The 20,459-nt window shown below is 52.9% G+C and carries 21 protein-coding genes; 12 read left to right on the forward strand and 9 right to left on the reverse strand.

From position 1 onward, the window contains the following. Positions 1–27 precede the first annotated feature (27 nt). The 8 genes from gspG to gorA all read left to right on the forward strand — a co-directional run bounded on the left by gspG (position 28) and on the right by gorA (position 6,380). On the forward strand, positions 28–480 hold the full coding sequence (gspG, locus tag ABA45_RS08700) for a type II secretion system major pseudopilin GspG (protein ID WP_048385387.1): 453 nt from the start codon (positions 28–30) through the stop codon (positions 478–480). A gap of 6 nt (positions 481–486) precedes the next feature. Continuing rightward, entirely contained in the window at positions 487–1,017 is a 531-nt protein-coding gene (gspH, locus tag ABA45_RS08705) for a type II secretion system minor pseudopilin GspH (RefSeq protein ID WP_048385389.1), read from the forward strand. Continuing rightward, positions 1,014–1,388, forward strand: coding sequence for a type II secretion system minor pseudopilin GspI (gspI, locus tag ABA45_RS08710; protein WP_048385391.1), 375 nt, complete (start codon positions 1,014–1,016; stop codon positions 1,386–1,388). Before gspH ends, gspI begins: the two co-directional genes overlap by 4 nt. Continuing rightward, positions 1,385–2,092 (forward strand): type II secretion system minor pseudopilin GspJ, encoded by a 708-nt coding sequence (gspJ, locus tag ABA45_RS08715; protein WP_048385393.1) that lies wholly within the window; start codon positions 1,385–1,387, stop codon positions 2,090–2,092. The genes gspI and gspJ overlap by 4 nt, the downstream gene beginning before the upstream one ends. Further along, positions 2,089–3,102: a type II secretion system minor pseudopilin GspK gene (gspK, locus tag ABA45_RS08720; protein ID WP_048385395.1), complete on the forward strand. Its 1,014-nt coding sequence runs from the start codon at positions 2,089–2,091 to the stop codon at positions 3,100–3,102. Before gspJ ends, gspK begins: the two co-directional genes overlap by 4 nt. 2 nt (positions 3,103–3,104) lie before the next feature. After that, on the forward strand, positions 3,105–4,400 hold the full coding sequence (gene gspL, locus ABA45_RS08725) for a type II secretion system protein GspL (protein ID WP_048385397.1): 1,296 nt from the start codon (positions 3,105–3,107) through the stop codon (positions 4,398–4,400). Between the two features lie 3 nt (positions 4,401–4,403). Further along, positions 4,404–4,940 carry a type II secretion system protein M gene (locus ABA45_RS08730; protein ID WP_048385399.1) on the forward strand — a complete coding sequence of 179 codons (537 nt, stop codon included), beginning with the start codon at positions 4,404–4,406 and terminating at the stop codon, positions 4,938–4,940. 66 nt (positions 4,941–5,006) lie between these two features. Further along, the gene (gene gorA / locus ABA45_RS08735) at positions 5,007–6,380 is read left to right on the forward strand and encodes a glutathione-disulfide reductase (RefSeq protein WP_048385401.1); all 1,374 of its coding nucleotides are present in this window, start codon (positions 5,007–5,009) and stop codon (positions 6,378–6,380) included. 51 nt (positions 6,381–6,431) lie between these two features. On the opposite strand, the gene ABA45_RS08740 is transcribed toward gorA, so the two are convergent. The 3 genes from ABA45_RS08740 to ABA45_RS08750 are packed head-to-tail and all read right to left on the reverse strand — an operon-like array spanning position 6,432 to position 11,318. Then, on the reverse strand, positions 6,432–8,054 hold the full coding sequence (locus ABA45_RS08740; RefSeq protein WP_048385403.1) for a sensor histidine kinase: 1,623 nt from the start codon (positions 8,052–8,054) through the stop codon (positions 6,432–6,434). Beyond that, entirely contained in the window at positions 8,051–9,085 is a 1,035-nt protein-coding gene (locus ABA45_RS08745) for an ABC transporter substrate-binding protein (RefSeq protein WP_053076150.1), read from the reverse strand. Before ABA45_RS08745 ends, ABA45_RS08740 begins: the two co-directional genes overlap by 4 nt. A gap of 25 nt (positions 9,086–9,110) precedes the next feature. Beyond that, positions 9,111–11,318, reverse strand: a complete 2,208-nt coding sequence (locus ABA45_RS08750) for a TonB-dependent receptor plug domain-containing protein (protein ID WP_084708300.1) — start codon at positions 11,316–11,318, stop codon at positions 9,111–9,113. A 208-nt stretch (positions 11,319–11,526) separates the two neighbouring features. Between ABA45_RS08750 and ABA45_RS08755 the strand changes: the two genes are divergently transcribed. Next, entirely contained in the window at positions 11,527–12,201 is a 675-nt protein-coding gene (locus tag ABA45_RS08755; protein WP_048385405.1) for a J domain-containing protein, read from the forward strand. 8 nt (positions 12,202–12,209) lie between these two features. On the opposite strand, the gene ABA45_RS08760 is transcribed toward ABA45_RS08755, so the two are convergent. After that, a complete protein-coding gene (locus tag ABA45_RS08760; protein WP_048385407.1) occupies positions 12,210–13,103 on the reverse strand; it encodes a LysR family transcriptional regulator in 894 nt (297 codons plus the stop codon). 271 nt (positions 13,104–13,374) lie between these two features. Here ABA45_RS08760 and ABA45_RS19315 point away from each other — a divergent pair, with 271 nt between their 5' ends. Then, complete coding sequence (locus ABA45_RS19315) at positions 13,375–13,566, forward strand: proton-conducting transporter transmembrane domain-containing protein (protein WP_264753026.1); 192 nt, start codon at positions 13,375–13,377, stop codon at positions 13,564–13,566. Between the two features lie 14 nt (positions 13,567–13,580). Beyond that, on the forward strand, positions 13,581–14,075 hold the full coding sequence (locus ABA45_RS08765) for a DUF2309 domain-containing protein (protein ID WP_264753036.1): 495 nt from the start codon (positions 13,581–13,583) through the stop codon (positions 14,073–14,075). Here ABA45_RS08765 and ABA45_RS19580 read toward each other — a convergent pair. The 5 genes from ABA45_RS19580 to ABA45_RS08790 form a co-directional block, all read right to left on the reverse strand. Next, positions 14,012–15,148: a sulfate/molybdate ABC transporter ATP-binding protein gene (locus ABA45_RS19580; protein ID WP_048385411.1), complete on the reverse strand. Its 1,137-nt coding sequence runs from the start codon at positions 15,146–15,148 to the stop codon at positions 14,012–14,014. The genes ABA45_RS08765 and ABA45_RS19580 overlap by 64 nt on opposite strands. Further along, positions 15,148–16,032, reverse strand: a complete 885-nt coding sequence (gene cysW, locus ABA45_RS08775) for a sulfate ABC transporter permease subunit CysW (protein WP_048385413.1) — start codon at positions 16,030–16,032, stop codon at positions 15,148–15,150. Before cysW ends, ABA45_RS19580 begins: the two co-directional genes overlap by 1 nt. Positions 16,033–16,036: 4 nt before the next feature. Further along, positions 16,037–16,918, reverse strand: a complete 882-nt coding sequence (gene cysT / locus ABA45_RS08780) for a sulfate/thiosulfate ABC transporter permease CysT (RefSeq protein ID WP_048385415.1) — start codon at positions 16,916–16,918, stop codon at positions 16,037–16,039. A 3-nt stretch (positions 16,919–16,921) separates the two neighbouring features. Continuing rightward, positions 16,922–17,935 (reverse strand): thiosulfate ABC transporter substrate-binding protein CysP, encoded by a 1,014-nt coding sequence (cysP, locus tag ABA45_RS08785; protein ID WP_048385417.1) that lies wholly within the window; start codon positions 17,933–17,935, stop codon positions 16,922–16,924. 481 nt (positions 17,936–18,416) lie between these two features. Then, the gene (locus ABA45_RS08790) at positions 18,417–19,385 is read right to left on the reverse strand and encodes a beta-ketoacyl-ACP synthase III (protein WP_048385419.1); all 969 of its coding nucleotides are present in this window, start codon (positions 19,383–19,385) and stop codon (positions 18,417–18,419) included. Between the two features lie 324 nt (positions 19,386–19,709). On the opposite strand from ABA45_RS08790, the gene ABA45_RS08795 reads away from it, so the two are divergent. Further along, positions 19,710–20,456 (forward strand): sulfite exporter TauE/SafE family protein, encoded by a 747-nt coding sequence (locus tag ABA45_RS08795; protein ID WP_048385421.1) that lies wholly within the window; start codon positions 19,710–19,712, stop codon positions 20,454–20,456. The last annotated feature ends 3 nt before the right edge of the window (positions 20,457–20,459 follow it).

The raw sequence follows: 20,459 nt of genomic DNA on the forward strand, positions 1-20,459 counted from the left end.
CCCATAACCAAGGATACGTGCCTTATTATGAAGCGTTCGAACTCTCCCGATATTTGCCACAACCAAGGCTTCACCCTTATTGAAATTATGGTGGTGATGGTCATTCTTGGTTTATTGGTCGCCATTGTGGCGCCCAACATCATGGGCCGTAGTGACCAAGCCAAGGTCACAGTAGCGCAAACCCAGCTCAGCAATATTGGCAATGCCCTGGATTTGTATCGCCTTGACAACAGCCATTACCCGTCAACCCAGCAAGGGCTGGAAGCGTTGGTTAACAAGCCAGCGGGTAGCCCGGATCCGAAAAACTGGAACGCCGATGGCTACCTGAAAAATGCCCCGAAAGACCCCTGGGGCGCGCCTTACCAATACGTCAGCCCGGGCACGGAAGGCGCCTATGACCTTTATTCGTTGGGTTCAGATGGCCAGGAAGGCGGTGAAGACGACGCCGCCGACCTCAGTATTTGGAACACCAAAGGCTAATAAACAGTGCCACGTAACGCCACCCAAAATGGTTTCACCCTAATCGAGATATTGGTGGTGCTGGTCATTATCGGACTGGTGGCTGCGCTAGCTGTGTTCACTATGGGCGGCAGCTCGCAGCAGCGCGAGCTGGAAGCTGAAGTTCAGGATCTGTATCTGCGCATGCAGGTGATGTCCGAGCAAGCCGTTTTAAACAATCTGGAAGCGGGCTTGGTGATAGATACTGACAACTATCAGTTTGTGGTGTTCAACGATGAAACCCAAGCTTGGGAAGCCAGTCCGGAGCGGCTGTTTCAGGCCCACGCTCTGCCACCCTGGCTGTCAGTGGATGCAATCGTGGCCTCTGGCGCCCCGCGCTTAACCAATAACAACAAGACGTTACGGCCCAGTGTTGTATTTTTTTCTAGTGGTGAAAACACAGCTTTTGAAATTGAGTTAATGGTGAAGGGCCAGGCATTGGCCCCTCACCGTTTGTATTCTGACGGCATTGCGCTCATACACTGGCAAAAGCCCGGCGCTGAGGCGGATGGTCTATGAAGCGGTCAGCGGGCTTCACTTTGATCGAAGTGCTTGTGGCCTTGCTGATCTTTGGCTTGATTGCAACGGCGGCTGCACAAGTGAGCAGCCAGTATATTGCCAGTTACGAACGTATTCGCGACAAAACCCTGGCAGCGTGGCTAGCGGAAAACCGGATCAACGAAATACGGCTGCAAAGTAGTTTGCCGGCCACCAGTAGCGCCGCCAGCGACCAGGAGTTTGGACCTTACCGCTGGCAAGTGATTACTCGCGTAACAGCCACCGCAGACGCCAACATCCGGCGGGTTGAGGTGAGTGTCGGCCGCTACCGAGACGAATCCTCAGACCCCGATTCAGTGCACAGCCTGGCCGCTTTTGTGGGTGCAAAATGATGGCCGGCCAACGCGGCTTCACGTTAATGGAAATGCTGATAGCCATTGCCATTACCGCAATGATTGGCTTGGGCGTTTGGCAGGTCTTAAATGGCGTGATTAACGCCCGCGATCGAGTTAACGACGTTGCCGATGAGTTTGCAGCGCTTCAGCGCACTATGCTGTTGTTTGAACGAGACATGAACCAGGTTATTAATCGCCCTGCGCGGGATATTTATGGTGACGTTCAGCCTGCACTGACCAATCGTAGCAAACCTTTCAACCTGCTTTTTACCCGTCAAGGCTGGCGTAACCCTTTAGGTCAGCGCCGCAGCGAACTGCAGCGCGTGGCATGGGAATACAATGGCAATGCACTGGTGCGCAGTTACTGGCCAGCGCTGGACCAAGGCCAGGAAGACAATCGCAGGCAAGCGCAGGTGCTGGACGGGTTAAAAACGTTCAAACTGCGTTTTCTGGACAGTAACCGGCAGTGGCAGGACAACTGGCCGGTGCAGGAACCATCTGCCGGCGCCAAAGCGCCCGCGCTGCCTGCGGGCCTGGAGTTGACCATAGAACACGACCGTTTTGGCACGCTGGAGCGCCTCTTCGTACTAACAGATTTCGATGCCGGCAAGGCGCAGGCCAGCCTGAGTCGCAGGGTTGAAAGCGGCTCCAACGACAGCACCGCCGTGAATGAAACGTCAGTTCCGGCGAGTGACCAATGATGCGTTACAGTGAAGCTTCTTCGACGTATTGGCACCAACAGGGTGTGGCACTAATCATGGTGCTGCTGGCGATGGCATTGGTGGTTATACTGGCAACCGGAATGACACATCAGCAAAGCCTTAGGGTGTTTAAGGCAGGGCATTACCTGGCTCAGCAGCAAGGGCTGAGTGTGGCGTTGGGTGCAGAAGCGTTTGCCCACCAGATACTGATGACAGATTACGAGGAAGATAAAGAATCTGGAGCACCGATCGACAGTCTGGACGAATTCTGGGCGGCTAACTCCGTTGTGCTGCCGTTAGATGACGGCGGCGTGGCCGAAATACAGTTGGACGATTTGGGTGGCAGGCTGAATCTGAATGACCTTATTGGCGCCGATAACGAGCCAGAGCCGGTGAGCCGTGGACGCTTGGGCCAATTACTGCAGAACCTTCAGATAACCGACCTGAAAACCGATGTGTTTATTGATTGGGTGGATGCAAACGACCAGACAATCAGTGCTTATAGTGCCGAAGACGGCCAATATTTGTTGGCGCAGCCGGGTTATCGGGCGGGCAATCAAAAGTTTGCCAGCGTAACCGAACTGCGACTGCTGGAGGGCATGACCGAGGAAGACTACCAGGCGCTTCGACCCTTTGTGGCGGCGCTGCCGGTCAGTGGCCTGGGCATCAATGTAAATACCGCCAGCGCGGAAGTGTTACAAACCCTGCATCCGGACTTGAGTGCGACCCAAGTAAATGCGGTGATTGAACTGCGAAAAGAAAAACGCTTTGAGAATATCAAAGATTTTCTAGCGCTGCCGCAATTTTCCGGTCTAGGCTTGAGGCCAGAGGGCCTTACTTTGCAGACCCGTTTTTTTGAGGTTGTGGCAAGAATTACCTACGACAAGCGGGTTGTGCACATGGTTAGCACCGTTTACCGCGACCCGGAGGGTAAGGTGTCCACATTACACCGGGACACAGGGCAAAAAAACCGAATTACCAAAGCGCCGTTTACCATTGTGGAAGGATAACCATGTCTTATCGCCTATACGTCCGGTCGGTTTCAGGCTTTGCCGCTGTGGAGCAACAGCCAGGCGAACGGCGTTACAGTTGGGCGCTATTGGACAGTGCCGGCCATTGCCAGGCCAAAGGCGAAGCCGATAGCCAGGATGAAATCGAGCAGACGTTAGCGCAGAACGCTATTGAACACACCCTGCTAGTTGGGCTAATTCCCGGCGACGAAGCCGCATTCTGCTTGGCCAATATACCCGCGAAACAGCGGCGTTTTATTGTTCAGGCACTGCCTTATGCGGTTGAAGAACAGCTAGCGCAAGATATAGAAACCCTGCACCTGGCGCTCGGCAACGGCGGTAACCAGGGCTACCGGGTAGCCGCGATTGACCGTGAGCGCATGGCCAACTGGTTTAGCGTGTTCAGCGGTTGGCGCGACCTTACCTTGATTGGCATATACACCGACGCATCGCTGCTCCCGCCCGGGGCTGACGGTTGGAGTGCCTGCGTAGATGGCGAGGTGACCATGTTGCTGGGCCCGGCCGGTGAGTGGTTAAGTGTGCAAACCAGAAATTTAACCATGTTTCTGCAAACACTTGCAGTACCCGGCAGTGGCGAGGCTGTGCCTTTGACGTTGTATGTTGAGGGGAAGGTGGGCGACGAACTGGCTTTACTTATGGCGGATAGCGTCGCGCAAGATAAAATAGAGATGACGACTGAACATTCCAAGCGGTTGCCAGTGGAGTTGTTGGCGCTGTCTCACCAGCGCCAGAGTGCAGGCGCCATCAATCTGTGCCAAGGTAACTTTGCTGCTGGCCCGGCGAAAAAAAGCGCCTTAGCGCCCTGGCGATCCTTAATTCTGGTAGCCGCGGCTTGGCTGGTGCTCCAACTGTCTTTGGAAACAGGGTTAGGCTGGTACTATCAACATCAGGCTGACAACCTGACGGCGCAGGCCATGAGTGTTTACCAACAGGCATTTCCTGACGACCGGCGCACCCACCCCGGCAATGTGCGCAGAGTGGTTGAAGGTCAGCTCAGACAAAACGCTGACGGTGGCCCAAGTCTCAACTTTATAACCCTGATGAAATTTACCGGCGAACAGTATGCGGCGGTTTCTGGCGGCAGTGGTATTCGCTTCAATTCGCTGAATTACAACCAGGCCCGCGGCGAACTGGTGGTGGATTTACGCGCAGACAGTTACGACATTATGAGCCAGTTGCGCAATGGGCTTTTGGCCCAGGGGCTGGACGCGCAAATTGGCTCAGTGGTGAACGAAGCCGGTGAAATTCGTGGGCGTTTAACGGTTTCAGGAGGTTAAACGATGCTTGAAAAATTGAAAAAACAGGCCGGCGTTCGCAAACTTCAGGTTCAGTATCTGCTACTCCCCCCGCGTGATCAAAAAGCCCTGCGATGGCTTGTTGTTGCTCTACTGGCGGGTTTTTTGTATTTCGCACTCTGGCTGCCGGCCACCCGTTATCACGATCACGCGGAGATATCGCGGCTCAATGCCACGCAGCTTCTGACCTGGATGAACAGCAACGCTGCTAGCATAAGTACGCTTGCGGGAGCGAGTCGCGTTGACGCTGGCGCTGGCGCTGCTATCAACAAACCCGCAGATAGCCGCGCGTTGATGGGGTTGGTAACCGGCTCGGCACGGGAGTTCGGGCTGGTGTTGCAGCGCTTTGAACCTAGCGGTGATAACTCGGTTCGTATATGGATAGATAACGTACCCTTTTCCGATGTAGCCTCCTGGCTGGAAACCCTGAGTGTCGAAAATGGCGTTGTAATAGATCAGGCAGCGCTGGAAAAGACCGCCGAAGAGGGCAACGTAACAGCGCGTTTGACTCTTGGCCTTTAATCGCCCGGCCAGCGTAAAACTGAATGCAATGAAACAGCTTTAAATCAATTAATAACGGGAGACCTTGTGTCTGACTCAGTAGATTATGACTTGATTGTGATAGGCGCCGGCTCTGGTGGCGTTCGATTGGCCCGTATGTCTGCCCAGCGCGGCGCGCGAGTAGCGGTGGTGGAATCGCGTTACCTGGGTGGCACCTGTGTGAATGTGGGTTGCGTGCCAAAAAAACTGTTTGTTTACGGCGCCCACGTTCACGACGAACTGGAAGACGCCGCCGGTTACGGCTGGCAAGTGCCGCTTGCCGACGTCAAATTCAACTGGCCCACATTGCTCGCAAATAAAAACACCGAGATCGAGCGCTTGAAGGGCATTTATGGGCGCCTGTTAGAAAGTGCTGGGGTAACCGTTATTAATGGCAGCGCCCGCTTAAGCGGTCCAAATACCGTGGTTGTAGGCGATAAAAGCTACAGCGCCAAACACATTACTATTGCTACTGGCAGCTGGCCCGTGGTGCCTGACATTCCGGGCAAACAACACCTGCTGACGTCTAACGAGATGTTTTTCTTGCCGGAACTTCCGCAACATGCAGTGGTTTGGGGAGGTGGTTACATAGCCGTGGAGTTTGCCGGTATTCTGGCTGGGCTTGGCGTTAAAACCACACTGCTGTACCGCGGTGATCTGTTTCTTCGTGGCTTTGACGACGATATCCGCACCTTTACAGCCCAAGAAATGATGAAGAAGGGCGTAGATTTGCAGTTTAACGTCACCATCGAATCGGTAACCGGCGCAAGCGGCGATTATTCCGTGCTTTTGAACAATGGTGAAACACTTAAAACCGGGCTCGTTCTGGCAGCAACCGGACGCCGCGCGCTGGTTGACGGCCTTGGGTTGGCTGAGCTTGGCGTAGCTCTGAATGACTCTGGCCACGTGGTGGTAAACGACTATTTTCAGACCAAAGTACCCTCAATCTCCGCGCTGGGTGACGTGATTGGAACCCCCCAGCTGACCCCGGTCGCGTTGGCCCAGGCAATGGTGCTATCACGCAGATTGTTTGGCGACGGTGAAGGCGAAATGGACTATGCGGCGATTCCTACTGCGGTTTTTTGCCAACCGAACATCGGCACCGTTGGTCTGACTGAGCAGGAGGCGCGCTTGGCCGGGCATAGCCTGCGGGTTTACCGCTCGGAATTCAGACCCATGAAGTACATCTTAAGTGGGCGGGATGAGCGCTGCATGATGAAATTGGTGGTCGATAAACGCACAGACAAAGTGCTGGGCGCTCACATGGTGGGGCCAGACTCCGGTGAAATCACCCAAGGCCTGGCAGTGGCGATCAAGGCCGGGGCTACCAAAGCACAATTTGACGCAACGATGGGCATTCACCCAACGTCAGCGGAAGAGTTTGTAACCATGCGTGAGCCGACGCTAGTCGATCCCGACTGACGATTAAGGCGAAATCAAAACGCCAACTCTGGCGACCAGAGCTGGCGTTTTTTATTGTTCAAAGGGAATTTCGAAGCGTAACAGCGAATGCCCATCGGCGTTAGCCTCTACTTTCAGCTGGCCACCCATCAGTTCGATAAGGCGTTGTACCAACGGCAGACTCAGGCCCATAAACCCGGTGTTTCCACTCAGGTTACCCTGGCCTACATTGTCGAAGTCATCAAAGTTGTCAAAGCTAGCGCCTAGGCTGTGCGATAAAGCCTGAGCAGCGGTACTAAACACTGCAATGCTCAATAATACCGCTGGAGGAAGTTGATCGGCATCGTTCCAATGATCCGGCATCTCTGCGGAATCAAGGGATTTCAGGCAGGCTTCAATCTGTACATTGCCATCGTGACTACTTTTAATCGAGTTATCCAGAAGGCCTGCTATTATCTGGCGCAATTTTGGAGCATCACCATGCACCATCGCTACGTCTGGAAAGCCCGATTGAAAGCTGAGATCCAGGGTTAATCCGGCTTCCACTGCGATGTGTCTGTGGGACGCCACGCAGTTGTGAATTAACTGGTGCAAATCAAATGGATAAGACCGCAGCACCGCAGTACCACGATCGAGGCGTGAATACTCCAAAATATCGTTTATCACCAGTGAAAGGTCCTGCGCAGCGCGACTGGCGGTTGTTAGGTATTCACTCTGGCTTTTACTCAGGCTTACGCGCTCGATCAGTTCGACAGTGCTCAGCACGGCCCGCAGAGGAGTCTGTAACTCATGACTCGCAATATCCATAAAATCGGATTTGGCTTGGCTGTTGCGCTCGGCCTGCTCCAGGGCAGAGCGGGTTTGAGTCAAGGTGTGTTCCTGCAACTCTCGTTGCTCTTCAAGATGCTGAGCTAGCTCGTTTAGGCGTATTTCTATGGTGATCAGTTCTTTAGAATTACGGTATTGATTTACCGGTTTCACACTGTAGTCGTGGTGGCTGAGGGCTTTAATTCGTAGCCCGATGCTACGAATGGGGCGCAGGATATCGGTGAGAAAGTAATTAACCAGAAACATAGTCAGCAGCAGCAGGGCAGTACTCAAAGCCAGTGACGTCCAAAGAATGCCACGGCGCTTGCTGGCCAGAAGGTCTGGATCAGCACCTACCTTCACGCTGCCTACCCGCAAGGCTCCACCGACGAAGCTCAAACCCGGATCGAACCACTCAGGGGTATCTAAGCCGTTCATGTTCAGGGGTTTTTGAAGAATCTCAGCCGTATAAATGTTGTTGTCCAAAGCGGGTGCTGCGAACGTCGTTATTCGCGCTTCCACATCGGCCCGCTTGCGATCACTGGCGTCGGCGTTGGCGTGACTGACAAAGCCGAGGACATCGCCGCGAACGTTTGTCACGCGTATCCAGTCAGCATGGCTGCGGCGTAAAGATTCGGAAATAATGTCGTTAAGCACACTCGTGTTGCCGGATACAACCGCATATTCCAATACGGATGCCAGGCTGTCAGCGACAATTTGGCTGTGTTTCGCCACCCGTTCGTTGGCGTCTTGCAAACGCACATAAGTAAAAAACAGCATCAGTGCGGCGAACATCAGAACAGCGGGCAACGCGCCAAGAATAAGCAACTTTCGAGCAAGTTTGGCAGGTGGACGGTGCGCCTCCGAGGACCGCGGCCGAGATGTCATGGCAACATTCCTCTATTTTCAGCATTCGCGGCCGCATCTTTAGCGGCGGGCATTGCATGTTCACGCAACTGCTCTATTACCTGTTCCTTTACGCTGGTCTCTGACGGCAGAGGAATGTTTAGGGAGCGTCCGACTTGCTTGTTTATTTGAACATTAAAATCGGTCGGGTACGCCGGTTTCGGCAAGAAGCCCTCTTGAAACCACTGTTCCAGAGCACTAACCAAGGCTTGCGCTACCGCAGAGTAGGGCGCGTAGCTTGAGGCCAGCGAACCGGCTTTGACATAGGCTTGGCTAGGACCAATCACCATAATGTTGCGCCGATAGGCGGTCAGTAGAATGTGTTTAATGGTGTTTGGATTGTAAATACTGGGGTCTTGAGCCGCCAACACGAAGTCACCGTAATAGAGTGCGCGCACCAAAGCAGGTATGAGCTCGCTACTATTGTTTACAACAAACATCTTCGCTTCCAGATTGTGCTTTGGCAACTGCGACAGCAATTCGCTGTACAGGTGAGTGCTCTTTGGCGTAGCCAATAAGGCAATCCGGCGCGATTGAGGAAGTATGGCTTTGCCGGTAAGCGCTTGGTTGAGCAGAGGCACGTCGTAGTAAATGGCAGACACAGAGCGCTCCGATTCCTTATCCGAACGCGCACTGGCTATAGCGCGATAGTATTCTTGTGAAATCAGTGTTGCCAGTATCGGCGACTGCGGATATCTGCCCAGCGTCGTGGTAAAGGCTCTACGGCCAATGGTCACTATGGGTATGCCCGGATTTAATGCCGATTCAGACTCGTTAACCGGCACAACAGCTACTTCTTGACCAACCAACTGACGAACTTGATCCAGCAAATAGTTGTCCAAGACATCGTTGCCCGAACCCACCACATAGATCAGCGGAATCGTCATGTCTGAGCGAGCAGCGCCGGCGCCCAGCATAAGGATAAAACAAAAAAACGCAGCAACCACAAATCGTCTGAGGGCGATAAAATATGTTGTCCGGAACAGACGCACCTTGCTGAGCGATCGATACATGGGAGCCATTACCTATTAACGTCCATTAAAAACGTAGCCCTGCTTCGACAAAAAACTGGTTTTGGTTTGCAATATTGTTATCAGAGCTCAGCTCAAACTCCCGGTTCAGGTAGTGCTGCATAACAAACGCAAGTTCCGCAGTGTAGCGTGGCTGAATAATCTGCTTTGCCAGGCGTATATCAAAGCGTTCAAATTGGGAGTTGCGGAACTCATCTGCCCAATAGAATACACTGGCGGCGGTCACATTCCAGGGTAAGGTTTGAATAGCAGCAATGCTTCCAGAATGTCTGACTGACAGCCGCTCAAGGAGTTTCAGCTTAATCGATGCTTCCTCTTCGCGCAGGCTCTGGCCATTGTAGCTTAGCGGACCGCTGTAGCGGGTGTCCTGATCCAAATACCCATAACTGGCTCGCAAGGTTGTTAACGGAAAAACCAGCGTACTTTCTACTTCAAAACCTTTCTGGTCGATGTCTACGCTGTTATCAATGTTCCACTCTTCAAACTGGATAACACCGCTGATCATATCCCGCATTTCGTCTTTGAAGCCTCGCACCTCCAGAGTGAGCAAAGCGGGTGACAAAGGAAACTGGCCAAAGTAGCTGATTTCATGAGATCGAATTTTCTCTTCGTGTAATTCAACGCCCAGGGTATCGGAAAATTTCTCGCGCGCTATGTCTCCAGTGGTCAACCGATAACCTTCCAGTTCGCTGGCATACGCGGCATTCACATTGCGCAGCACAAAACCATAATTCGGGTTCTGTTCAAAGCTGTCTGGCGTACGCACGGCCTCAGAGTAAACAAAACGCAGCGCATGTTGATTATTGAAAATCAGGTTGGCCGCCAAGCGCGGGGAAAAGTAACCCTGGCCGGTGGTGTCTGTATGTTCCCAGTTGGCACCGCCGTTAAAGGTCAGCCAGTTTGTAGGGCTATATTCCAAATTGCCGAAAACTCGGTACTGTTCACTGGTGCCGCGGCCATTGAAAAAGGTTTCCGAACGATAGGTATCGTGACGATAACCCAGTCCAGAGACCAGTTTGGTCGTGTCAGACAGAACCAACGTGTCCTGCAGCTCCAGCTCCAAACGGGAATCTTCTGAATCGGCGTTAAGATTAGCTGATAATGATTCAGGCGCGGTGGTCAAGTTTGAGCAGTTCACGGAACTACCCGCTGGGTTTGAACAGATACCGTTTACAAAAGGCAAAACGGCTTCTTTCGGCACGCTAACGGGCCAGCGTTGGCGCCGTTTAAAGTTCTCGAAACTGATCTGAACGTGGAAAAAATGATCGGCCGAGGGGATGATATTAAAGCGGCTATCTAGATAAAAATCCTGTACGTCGATATCCGGATTGGCTTGCGCTCCAAGACTGCCACTTTTAACTTGATCTTCTTCGTTAACACCATCTGTGACACCGGCTCGCAATTCTATATTGAAGTCTGGTTTTAATTTTAAGCGTGAGTCAAATGTCAGAAAGTTCAGATTCTGGCCATCATGAAATGGTATAAATTCACCCTGTTCTTGTTGGTAATCGAACCCTCCGAACTCGCGTTTTTCAAACGCCAAGCGCCAGTCTATGTCTTTGGTGGCATCGCCAATGCTGGCAAAAGTGCGTTGATAATCACGCGAGCCAGACATAATGCGCAGCTCCGTGCCAGCGGTATCGCCGGGATCACGAGCGATAAAGTTAATAGTGCCCAAGAACGCATTGATCCCGTACGCGGCCGAGTTGGGCCCGCGGCTTACTTCAATTCGTTCAATCAGCTCCAGCGCAATCGGCATGCTTTGCCAGTCCATATCCGACAGCGTGGCGCGGTGGGCCGTGCGCCCGTTGATCAGCACCTGCATGCGCCTTTGTTCGTAGTGCACGGTACCATGGTAGGTTGTTACTGGTGTACCGCTGCCCACCTCACCTACGACCATGCCGGGCACCAAGCGAAAAATCTCAACCAGGCTGTTAATGCCCAGCTGCCGTATTAAATCGCCTTCAATAACAGTAGTAGTGCCCGGCACCCGGGTTTTGGGCTGCCGCAAACGGGTTGTGGTCAGCACTTCAGGGATGTCATCGCTGAAACCGTAAAAGCCGGGCAATGGCTCAACTTTACCGGGAATGTCATTACCGACAGCCAAGGCGGGTGCTACGGCTATTGTGACTCCCAGCAAGATTGCCGAAAAATATAACCGAAAGCTGCTGAAAGCCTGGGTTGCACGGCATACAACGGTCGTCCGCGGGGCCATTTGCAAAGGCGTTATTGCATAACGCGAGCACGTACCATCACTGTTCGGGCAACAGAAGCAATTCGTAACGTCCATGATAGTCACTCTATACTTGTGATTTAGTGCGGTTTAAGTAATCGATTTATATAGCGTAAAGCGTATGCTATTGCAGTAAGGCTTGATTGTCTTGTGTAAATGTACATTCGTTAATAATTGGAGACCTGTAGCAATGAATTGCTGGGACCTACTTGGAATAGAACCGACATCCGATCGCCAGCGCGTAGAACAGGCTTACCAACAACAACTGAAATTTGCCAACAGCGATGAAGCGCAGCATTTGGAGCAAGCCTTTCGCGAAGCCACCGATGCAGCATCAGAGGCCCCCAACATCGAGGCGAAAAAGCCGCCAAACGCGATAGACACGCAGCTGGAGCAAGGGCCGGATCAATCTAAAGAGTTGGACGCACATTCAGCGCAAGTAGCGCGCGAAGTGGTTATTCAGATCAAAGCGCTTCTGAACGATAGTATTCGGGCGGAAAATGTAGACGTGTGGAAGGCTATCTTGTGTGAGCCTCCTGCCGATCAGCCTGTTTTGCGTGCTGACATTGCCGGTCGGCTTGAGTCACAATTGCGGCCGATGGCCGAAAATGGTGTGTTTCCGGCGTCGGTAACGGCATTTTTGGGTGACTGGTTTGAGTGGCCGAGCTTGCGCAAAGCGGAGAGCAACCATGGAAAAGAGCGGCAGCGGGACGAACGTAATTATCCCGAGCCAGAGATGATGGGCGAGGAAGACGAGCAGAACGAGCAGCCACCGCAATCCGTTAACTTCTGGCCGGCGGTGATTGGTTGGATTATTGGACTGGCTATTTTGACCAGCCTGTTCGGCGGTATGGGCGGGGGCTGATGAGCACTCTAAATCTGGTTTAGGAAATCGCCTGCCGGCTGGGCCAGCAGCCGAGCCAGAATGACAGGCTCGAATCGGCGGCGAATGCTGATGGCGTAGAATTCTTCGAAAACGCCGGGCAAGGCACCGTAATCCACGAGGTTTCCGGCTTTTAGTTCGTCACGGACGACCACCGGGGGTAGTACAGAAAAGTACCGGGTGTCTCTTGCCAGTAGCCGCATCATGGCCATGTCGTCCACCTCTGCTATCAGCCTTGGCCGTACTTTGTGGTAGTCGCAGAATTGATCAAAAGCGTGGCGTATATTGTTTTCGGCCCCGGGGACAATCAGCCGCAAACCCTGGAGAAAGTCAGGGAATATGACATTGGTGGCCGCGTTCGGAGGCCCGATAATGCTAACCGGCTGACGTGCAATGCGGCGAGAGCGAAATGGGTTCTGTTGGTCGCCCTGAACCGGCTGGTTTGACAGAACCAGGTCTAGCCGATGTGCCGACAGGCGCCGCAGTAAATCGTCAAGCCCTCCGCTTTGTAGGCTGAGCTCCAGATCATCCTGTTCTAACAGTGGAGCCAGAAACCCCTCCTGAAAGTTTCGCGACAGCGTCGCAACAGCACCGACCCTTAATGTTTCTCGCGCCGGTTGGTGCCCGCTTTCAAACAAAGCGGACAACTCCGCGCCCTGGCGAAATATTTCTTCTGCGTAGCTGAATGCCACGCGACCGGCCTCTGAAAGCTTCAGGCGGCGCCCTTCACGAATAAACAGAGCTTCACCAAAACTACCCTCTAGTTTTCGTATTTGCCCAGACAGTGCCGATTGGGAGATGTGCAAAGCCTCCGCAGCGCGGGTCAGGTGTCCGGTGCGAGCTACTTCCCAGAAGTAGTAAAGATGATGGTAATTAAGTTTCATTTATTCGTTCTTAAAAACTGAATGTTACGTTCTTTATAAACTATTTTTTAAATGTATGCACGATTGGCTAACTAGCTCGGTTGCCTAATTTGCTGTTCAAGGAGTTGCTGAATGAACCTGTTGCCACTCTCGTTGCAGAGCTTGCCCTGTTAGGCTGGCTGCTAGTCCCGTTGTCGCTGCTGTTGCTCGCAGCTTACGCCAACGGGACCAGTAACCCACACAAACTTGCCCATTGCTGCACCACCAGTATGGAACCTTTCATCTTGCACGAATGCTGACCGCCGCGAGCTACGGGGCATGCCAATCGTTGGCGTTGCAGTTTGCATCTGTGATGTTGGTTATAGAGGCGTTGCTAAAATGCGATCAGCTGCCCATTCACGGCTGGTTTTTGCGGTTTATGGAAGCGCCAACGCCGATTTCGGCATGGTTGCACGCGAGTGTTGTCAACCGAAGTGGGGTTTGACCAATAACGCCGCGATGCGGATTGGCAATCGTGCATTGTCACGCGGATGCGACCTGCGTGGCCGGGTATTTATCCACGATTATGACCCCGAGGCAGACGAGGATGGAAATGTACTGACCATCATATTTGGTGGCCCGGTGGTGGTTGCCAGCTGGATTAATTTACATTATTTCGCATCAGTAACTGCACTGGACACCTACGGTGCGGGCAATAAGCTGCTGCATTCGGTGATCGGCGGCAATGTGGGCGTGATTGAAGGTGATGGCAGCGATCTGCGGATTGGTTTGCCGTGGCAGTCGGTGCACGAAGGCACGAACTGGCGGCACGAGCCCATGAGTTTGACGGTTCTGATTGATGCGCCTCAAGAGCGGATTAATTTGGCTTTGGAGCGCACCCCGGCGCTCGCCACACTGGTTAAAAACCAATGGCTGAGTATGACTAGCCTTCAGCTAATCAAGCGAACCCGGGGTGCCAGTTCTGCTTCGGCCCAGTTGACCGTTGCGGGCTGAGCGTCGTTACCGGTAAACAGATGCCCAACCTCCGGGACTGCATAACGCAGATCGCCGCGAGTCGGGCGCTGGCTGTTGAATTCAGCATGGCTGATACCCACTTCCCAGATGTTATTCGAGCCTTCGCTTTGCCAGCCCTCGGGGCGCAACTCAACTCGTACTTCCGAGCCAATCAGGCTGACCGCTTCAATGCGCAGCGGCAAATTGGCATGCGCCACCGGCGCTGTTGCAAGCCGGACTTCATGTGGCCTTAGATAGAGCTGGGCGTCTCCCTTGTGTTGCACCCCGGGCACCGTTACCCAAGCATTACCTTGGCTGAGGCTGCCTCGCTTTACTTGGCCAGAAATCACATTTACCTGGCCTAAAAAATCGAACACAAAGCGGCTCTCTGGCCGAGCGTAAAGCTCTATGGGCTCATTCACCTGCTCTACACGGCCCTGGCTCATAACCACCACCTGATCAGACAGTTCCAACGCTTCTTCTTGGTCGTGGGTCACAAAAATGCTGGTGAAGTGGAATTCATCGTGTAGATTGCGCAGCCAACGGCGCAAGTCTTTACGTACTTTGGCGTCTAACGCGCCAAAGGGTTCATCCAGGAGTAGAATTTTCGGTTGGGTTGCAATCGAGCGGGCCAATGCCACCCGCTGTTTCTGACCACCGGACAATTGCGCCGGGTAGCGTTGGGCCAGGTGGGGTAACTGAATCATTTCCAGCAGCTCACTAACGCGCTTCTGAATACCCGCTTTTGTCGGGCGCTGTTTGCGCGGCAGAGAATCCAGGCCGAAAGCAATGTTCTGTGCCACGGTCATGTGGCGGAACAGAGCATAGTGCTGAAACACAAAACCGATGTTGCGATCGCGCACGTGAAGCCCGGTAACATCCTTGCCTGAAAACGAGATTTGCCCGCTGTCTGCAGACTCCAGCCCGGCAATAATGCGCAGCAGGGTCGTTTTGCCCGAACCGGAAGGGCCCAGCAAAGCGGTGAGTTTGCCCTCGGGAATATCCAGAGAGACGTTATTCAGCGCCTGAAACTTGCCAAAGCGCTTGTTGATGCCATCAACGGTAATACTCATTAAACAGTCTCCTGTGCTTGCAGGCGGATCAGGGTACGAGCCTGCCGCCATTCCACAAAACCTTTAGCGGCCAACGTAAACACGGCAATGCCGGCCAATAGTGAAGCGCTGGTGAACGCGCCAACAACGTTATAATCCTGGTACAACAATTCCACGTGTAGGGGCAGGGTGTTGGTTTGCCCGCGAATATTACCCGCAACCACTGACACCGCACCGAACTCGCCTACTGCCCGAGCGTTGGTCAGCACAACGCCGTAGATAAGCGCCCATTTGATATTGGGCAGTGTAATGGTACGAAATATTCTCCAACCCGATGCGCCAAGTACCACGCCGGCCTCTTCTTCCTCGCTGCCTTGCTGTTGCATAAGCGGAATCAACTCGCGGGCAACAAACGGGCAGGTCACAAACACCGTTACCATCACAATGCCGGGCCAAGAGAACATCAGCTGAATGTCATAGTCCGCCAGCCAACTGCCAATCCAGCCATTACGGCCGTACAGAAGCAGATACAGCAAACCAGCCACAACTGGCGACACCGCAAACGGGATATCAATCAGGGTGATCAGAAGTTTACGGCCGGGAAAACGAAACCGGGTGACCAGCCAGGCCAGCGCCACACCAAACACCAGGTTTAGCGGCACTGTCAATGCGGCCACAAACAAAGTCAGTCCGATGGCGTGGAGGGTGTACTCGTCCAGCAGGTTGTCAGCGAACGTACTCCATCCGGAGCTCAGGGCTTCGGTAAAAATAACCACCAGAGGCATAATTAAAAGGCCAAAAGTGACCGCGATGGCGATGCCAATTAGCAACCACTTTATGGCCGGGCTGTCGCCAACACGGCGGTGTTGTAAGGAACGTGTGGAACGGGCTCGGGTGCTTGCCATGGCGCTAGCGTCCTTCCAGACGTTTGAGATAACGCGCTTGCCATACCGTAATGGCAAACAGCAGCAGCAGTGATGCCAGCAGGATAACCGAGGCGATCGCGCTGGCCGCGGCGTAGTCATACTCCTGCAGGCGGATAAAAATCATCAGGCTGGTGACTTCACTGAGGTAGGGCATGTTGCCGGCAATGAAGATAACCGCGCCAAACTCACCAAGGCTGCGGGTAAACGACAATGCCACACCGGTGACCAATGCCGGCCATAGCGCGGGAAAAATGACTCGGCGAAATACATGGGCGTCGCTGGCGCCAAGACTTACAGCGGCTTCTTCATCTTCGGGTGCCAGCTCTTCCAGAACCGGCTGCACAGTGCGCACCACAAACGGAAGACTGGTAAACGCCATGGCCACTACAATGCCCACGGGCGTGAAGGCGACTTCTATACCCAGTTTGGTCAAAAATTGCCCATACCAGCCGTTTGCGGCGAACAGTGTTGCGAGAGTAATACCGGCCACGGCAGTGGGTAGAGCAAAGGGTAGATCTACCACTGCATCAATCAGGCGTTTTCCGGGAAATTCATAGCGCACCAGAACCCACGCCAACAGTAAGCCAAAGGCACCGTTAAACAGTGACGCCGCTAATGCGGCCAGCGCGGTTACTTTATAGGAGGCCACAACCCGCGGATCAGTGATTACAAACCAGAATTCACTAAGGCTCATGGCCGACACTTCAATAACCAGTCCTGTCAGCGGTAATAGCAGAACCAGGCTGATAAAAAACAGCGAAATGCCGAGGCTCAAACCGAACCCCGGCAATACCCGCTTACTGCGGCCCTTAGTCAGCAGCCAGCGCTGTGATTTCGCAACGCTGGCCTGATTGGCAGAGGACATTGATTACTTACGACGCTGCAGTTGGTCAAGTTTTCCGCCACTGGCAAAGTGCTCTTTGGTGGCGTTTTCCCAGCTGCCGGCAATGGCGTCAATGGGCAGTAATTTCACGTCCGGGAAGCGGTCAGCCGTTTCTTTTTTGACGGTTTCATTGTGCACACGATAGTTGAATCCGGCCAGCAGGCGCTGGGCGTCTTCACTGTAAAGGTGCTCAAGGTAGGCTTTGGCGAGGTCTTCAGTGCCGTTCTGCTTAACGTAATCGTCGATCCAGGTAACCGGGAACTCGGCCAGAAAGCTGACCTTGGGAGTAACCACTTCGTATTCGCCGTTGTCGTAGCGATCAACCAGGTTCAGCACTTCCGATTCGAACGTCAGCAGAACGTCGCCAATTTCGCGTTCAATAAAGGTTGTAGTGGCACCGCGACCACCGCTGTCAAATACTTTTACCTGGCCCAGAAAATCCCGAAGAAATCCATCAATTTTCTGCTGGTCGTCGCCAAAGGTGTCTTGGGCGTAGCCCAGCGCGGCCAGATAAGTGTAACGACCATTACCGGAGGTTTTCGGATTGGGCATAACTAGAGCGACGTCTTCTTTTACCAGGTCGTCCCAGTTTTGAATGTTTTTCGGATTACCCTTGCGTACCAGGAACGCCATGGTGGAGTAGTAGGGGGAGCTATTGTTTGGCAAACGCTCGGCCCAATTTTCCGGGATCAAGCCGCCACGGGTGTGCAGAATGTCGATGTCGGTGACTTGGTTGAAGGTAACCACGTCTGCTTTTAATCCTTCAATAATCGCTTGCGCCTGCTTGGAAGAGCCAGCGTGTGACTGGCTGACTTCAACGTTGTCGCCGGTCTTCTCATTCCAATATTCATTGAAATGCACGTTATAAGCGGCGAACAGTTCACGGGCGATGTCATAGGATGAGTTCAGCAGTTCACGCTCGGCCGACACAGCCGCGGGTGCAAAAAGTGAGGCACTGAGCGCAAGGCCGGTAACCAGGCCTTTGAGTTTACGTTGCATGACATTCCCCTAAAACAGATGATGTGTTGAGGGGTAAGTTACCAAAGCTCAGTTAAAACTGGAAAGAATAAAGGATAACTTAAATATAAACTTTTGGAATAAGCAAGAGAGGAGGAAGAGGTACATCCGATTAAATAGGGACAAAAAACCCCGGAGCCGGCGATAAGTGCGGGCTCCGAGTTTGGCCGTTACTGCTTAGAACCGGATTCAGAGCTCGGACGGGCACAGACCTTCCATATATCAAGATTTTCGGGTCTAAACCCTTAGCCAGAGTTTCGCCAACCGTGGCGGTTATGTAACGGGTGTTTTCGCTCAGGCCATGGCGCCTGCGCTGCCAACCAGTAAACGTCTGCGGCTGAGGCTCGCAGGTTGGGTTGTCATAGATTGGGCATCCCGAGGTGACATTCTCATCATTTCTTCCTTTTGTTTTTCTTGATGCACATCGGGTATAAGCTTAAGCCAGCTTTTTAAATGCTGCCACTCAAAACCGTAATAACGCAGACCCCCAGGTAAAACCGCCGCCAAAAGCTTCCAGCAAAACAACCTCGTTACGCTTGATCCGGCCATCACGTACAGCTTCATCAAGGGCCAGCGGGATAGACGCTGCTGAGGTATTACCATGTTTGTTAACGGTCACTACAACCTGATCCATTGGCATGTTCAGTTTTTTAGCGGTCGCGGCGATAATGCGCATATTGGCTTGGTGAGGCACTAGCCAATCAATATCCGATTTTTTCATGTTGTTGTGAGCAAGGGTTTCATCAACAATTTTACCCAGTGTATTCACCGCCATCCTGAAGACTTCGTTACCCTTCATTTCCACATAGCCAAGGCCGGCCTTAAACTTTTCAGGGTCTTCAGCGACACCACATGGCACGTGAAGAAGCTTTTCATAGCTGCCATCGGCGTGCAGGTGGGTGGACAAAATCCCAGTTTCATCGCTGGCTTCAAGAATAACCGCACCGGCACCATCGCCGAACAACACGCAGGTACCGCGATCGCTCCAATCGATAATACGAGAGAATACCTCGGCACCAATGACAAGCACTTTTTTGCTGGTTCCCGTTTTGATGAATTTATCCGCGGTGGCCAGTGCGTACACAAAACCGCTGCACACAGCCTGAATGTCAAAAGCGGGACAACCTCGAATGCCCAAGCGTGCCTGTAAAATACAGGCGGAGCTTGGGAATATTTTATTAGGCGTAGAAGTAGCGAACACGATCAGATCAATATCCGCAGCGTCTATTCCGGCGGCTTCGATGGCTCTTAAGGCAGCCTGTTCGGCCAGGTCAACCGTGGTTTGACCTTTCACTGCAATATGGCGCTGTTCAATGCCTGTTCGTTCACGGATCCACTGATCCGTGGTGTCCACGGTTTTTTCTAGATCCTTATTGGTCACAATCTGGTCCGGCAAGTACGAGCCAGTGCCGGTAATACGTGCGAAGGTCATTCGTAATATCCTGCAGCATCAATTTTTTGTCATTTAGCCATGTTATACCGGTCTTTGCCGGCGGTGTTATTAGCGATTCGTCGGTTAAACGTGAGTTTGCTCTCCCTTAGCATGGCAGCGACGGCTTTTGGGGTCTAGATTTAATCTTCAACGGTATCGCAATGCACCTAGATTATAACCAACAGGCGTTTTATATAATCGACAATTAGCTTTGCTGTCTCAGCCTCGGTTATGCTTTCGTCAAACGCTCAAGCCAAGAGCAGTTACAAATCCTGTGCGACGTTAGCTTGCACACCTTTGGTTCAATCCTGATACGGTTATCGAATGACACTCATTGAAATGGTTTTGCTGGCTGCCTTGGGCGGGTTCGCCGGCTTTATTAACGTACTCTCCGCCGGCGGCTCAATGCTCACCTTGCCTTTGCTAATATTTCTGGGCCTGCCGCCTCAGGTTGCTAATGGCACCAATCGAGTCGCTATAACGTTGCAGAGCATGACCGCCGTTGGCAGTTTTTTCCGTAACGGGCATGGCCAGCTGGGTATTGGTTTGCGGCTAGCGGTGCCTGCCGTGCTGGGGTCATTGCTTGGAGCTTGGCTGGCAACAGACGTTTCTGCAGCCGTTTTTGAATTCGTTCTGGTTGCTGCCATGATCGCCACTTCGACATTTTTGCTGCTCCCCGCTCCCAAGCTGGACACTCGTCCGTTAACCCCCGAGCGACTAGGCCCGGTGATTTATGCCGCGATGTTTGTGGTGGGTCTTTACGGTGGATTTATTCAGGTGGGGGTCGGGGCGCTGTTTATCGTCGCGCTGCACCGTATGCTAAAAATAGATCTACTTCAGGTGAACGTGCTCAAAGTCTTTATTATTCTTCTCTATACCATCCCTGCTCTGGCGATATTCGCAGGCAGCGGACAAGTACGCTGGGCGATGGGCTTGACCCTGGCCGCAGGTAATATTGTCGGAGCGATCATTGCGGTGAAGGTCAATGTTGGGCCACGGGGTGCACAGTGGGTGAAATGGCTGACTCTGATTATGGTAGGCGCCATTATTGTTCGCTTGATTGCTAGTTGAGGG

The organism is Marinobacter psychrophilus, from assembly GCF_001043175.1.
Lineage (GTDB): Bacteria > Pseudomonadota > Gammaproteobacteria > Pseudomonadales > Oleiphilaceae > Marinobacter > Marinobacter psychrophilus.

What these genes read in the sequence shown, in the direction of transcription:
- cysP (WP_048385417.1), bottom strand. Translation starts at nt 17,935, where the DNA reads ATGCAACGTAAACTCAAAGGCCTGGTTACCGGCCTTGCGCTCAGTGCC.
- ABA45_RS08730 (WP_048385399.1), top strand. Translation starts at nt 4,404, where the DNA reads ATGCTTGAAAAATTGAAAAAACAGGCCGGCGTTCGCAAACTTCAGGTT.
- ABA45_RS08790 (WP_048385419.1), bottom strand. Translation starts at nt 19,385, where the DNA reads ATGACCTTCGCACGTATTACCGGCACTGGCTCGTACTTGCCGGACCAG.
- cysT (WP_048385415.1), bottom strand. Translation starts at nt 16,918, where the DNA reads ATGTCCTCTGCCAATCAGGCCAGCGTTGCGAAATCACAGCGCTGGCTG.
- ABA45_RS19315 (WP_264753026.1), top strand. Translation starts at nt 13,375, where the DNA reads ATGCTGACCGCCGCGAGCTACGGGGCATGCCAATCGTTGGCGTTGCAG.
- ABA45_RS08795 (WP_048385421.1), top strand. Translation starts at nt 19,710, where the DNA reads ATGACACTCATTGAAATGGTTTTGCTGGCTGCCTTGGGCGGGTTCGCC.
- ABA45_RS08765 (WP_264753036.1), top strand. Translation starts at nt 13,581, where the DNA reads ATGCGGATTGGCAATCGTGCATTGTCACGCGGATGCGACCTGCGTGGC.
- gspL (WP_048385397.1), top strand. Translation starts at nt 3,105, where the DNA reads ATGTCTTATCGCCTATACGTCCGGTCGGTTTCAGGCTTTGCCGCTGTG.
- ABA45_RS08745 (WP_053076150.1), bottom strand. Translation starts at nt 9,085, where the DNA reads ATGTATCGATCGCTCAGCAAGGTGCGTCTGTTCCGGACAACATATTTT.
- gspG (WP_048385387.1), top strand. Translation starts at nt 28, where the DNA reads ATGAAGCGTTCGAACTCTCCCGATATTTGCCACAACCAAGGCTTCACC.
- gspK (WP_048385395.1), top strand. Translation starts at nt 2,089, where the DNA reads ATGATGCGTTACAGTGAAGCTTCTTCGACGTATTGGCACCAACAGGGT.
- ABA45_RS08740 (WP_048385403.1), bottom strand. Translation starts at nt 8,054, where the DNA reads ATGACATCTCGGCCGCGGTCCTCGGAGGCGCACCGTCCACCTGCCAAA.
- ABA45_RS08750 (WP_084708300.1), bottom strand. Translation starts at nt 11,318, where the DNA reads ATGGCCCCGCGGACGACCGTTGTATGCCGTGCAACCCAGGCTTTCAGC.
- ABA45_RS19580 (WP_048385411.1), bottom strand. Translation starts at nt 15,148, where the DNA reads ATGAGTATTACCGTTGATGGCATCAACAAGCGCTTTGGCAAGTTTCAG.
- ABA45_RS08760 (WP_048385407.1), bottom strand. Translation starts at nt 13,103, where the DNA reads ATGAAACTTAATTACCATCATCTTTACTACTTCTGGGAAGTAGCTCGC.
- gspJ (WP_048385393.1), top strand. Translation starts at nt 1,385, where the DNA reads ATGATGGCCGGCCAACGCGGCTTCACGTTAATGGAAATGCTGATAGCC.
- cysW (WP_048385413.1), bottom strand. Translation starts at nt 16,032, where the DNA reads ATGGCAAGCACCCGAGCCCGTTCCACACGTTCCTTACAACACCGCCGT.
- ABA45_RS08755 (WP_048385405.1), top strand. Translation starts at nt 11,527, where the DNA reads ATGAATTGCTGGGACCTACTTGGAATAGAACCGACATCCGATCGCCAG.
- gspI (WP_048385391.1), top strand. Translation starts at nt 1,014, where the DNA reads ATGAAGCGGTCAGCGGGCTTCACTTTGATCGAAGTGCTTGTGGCCTTG.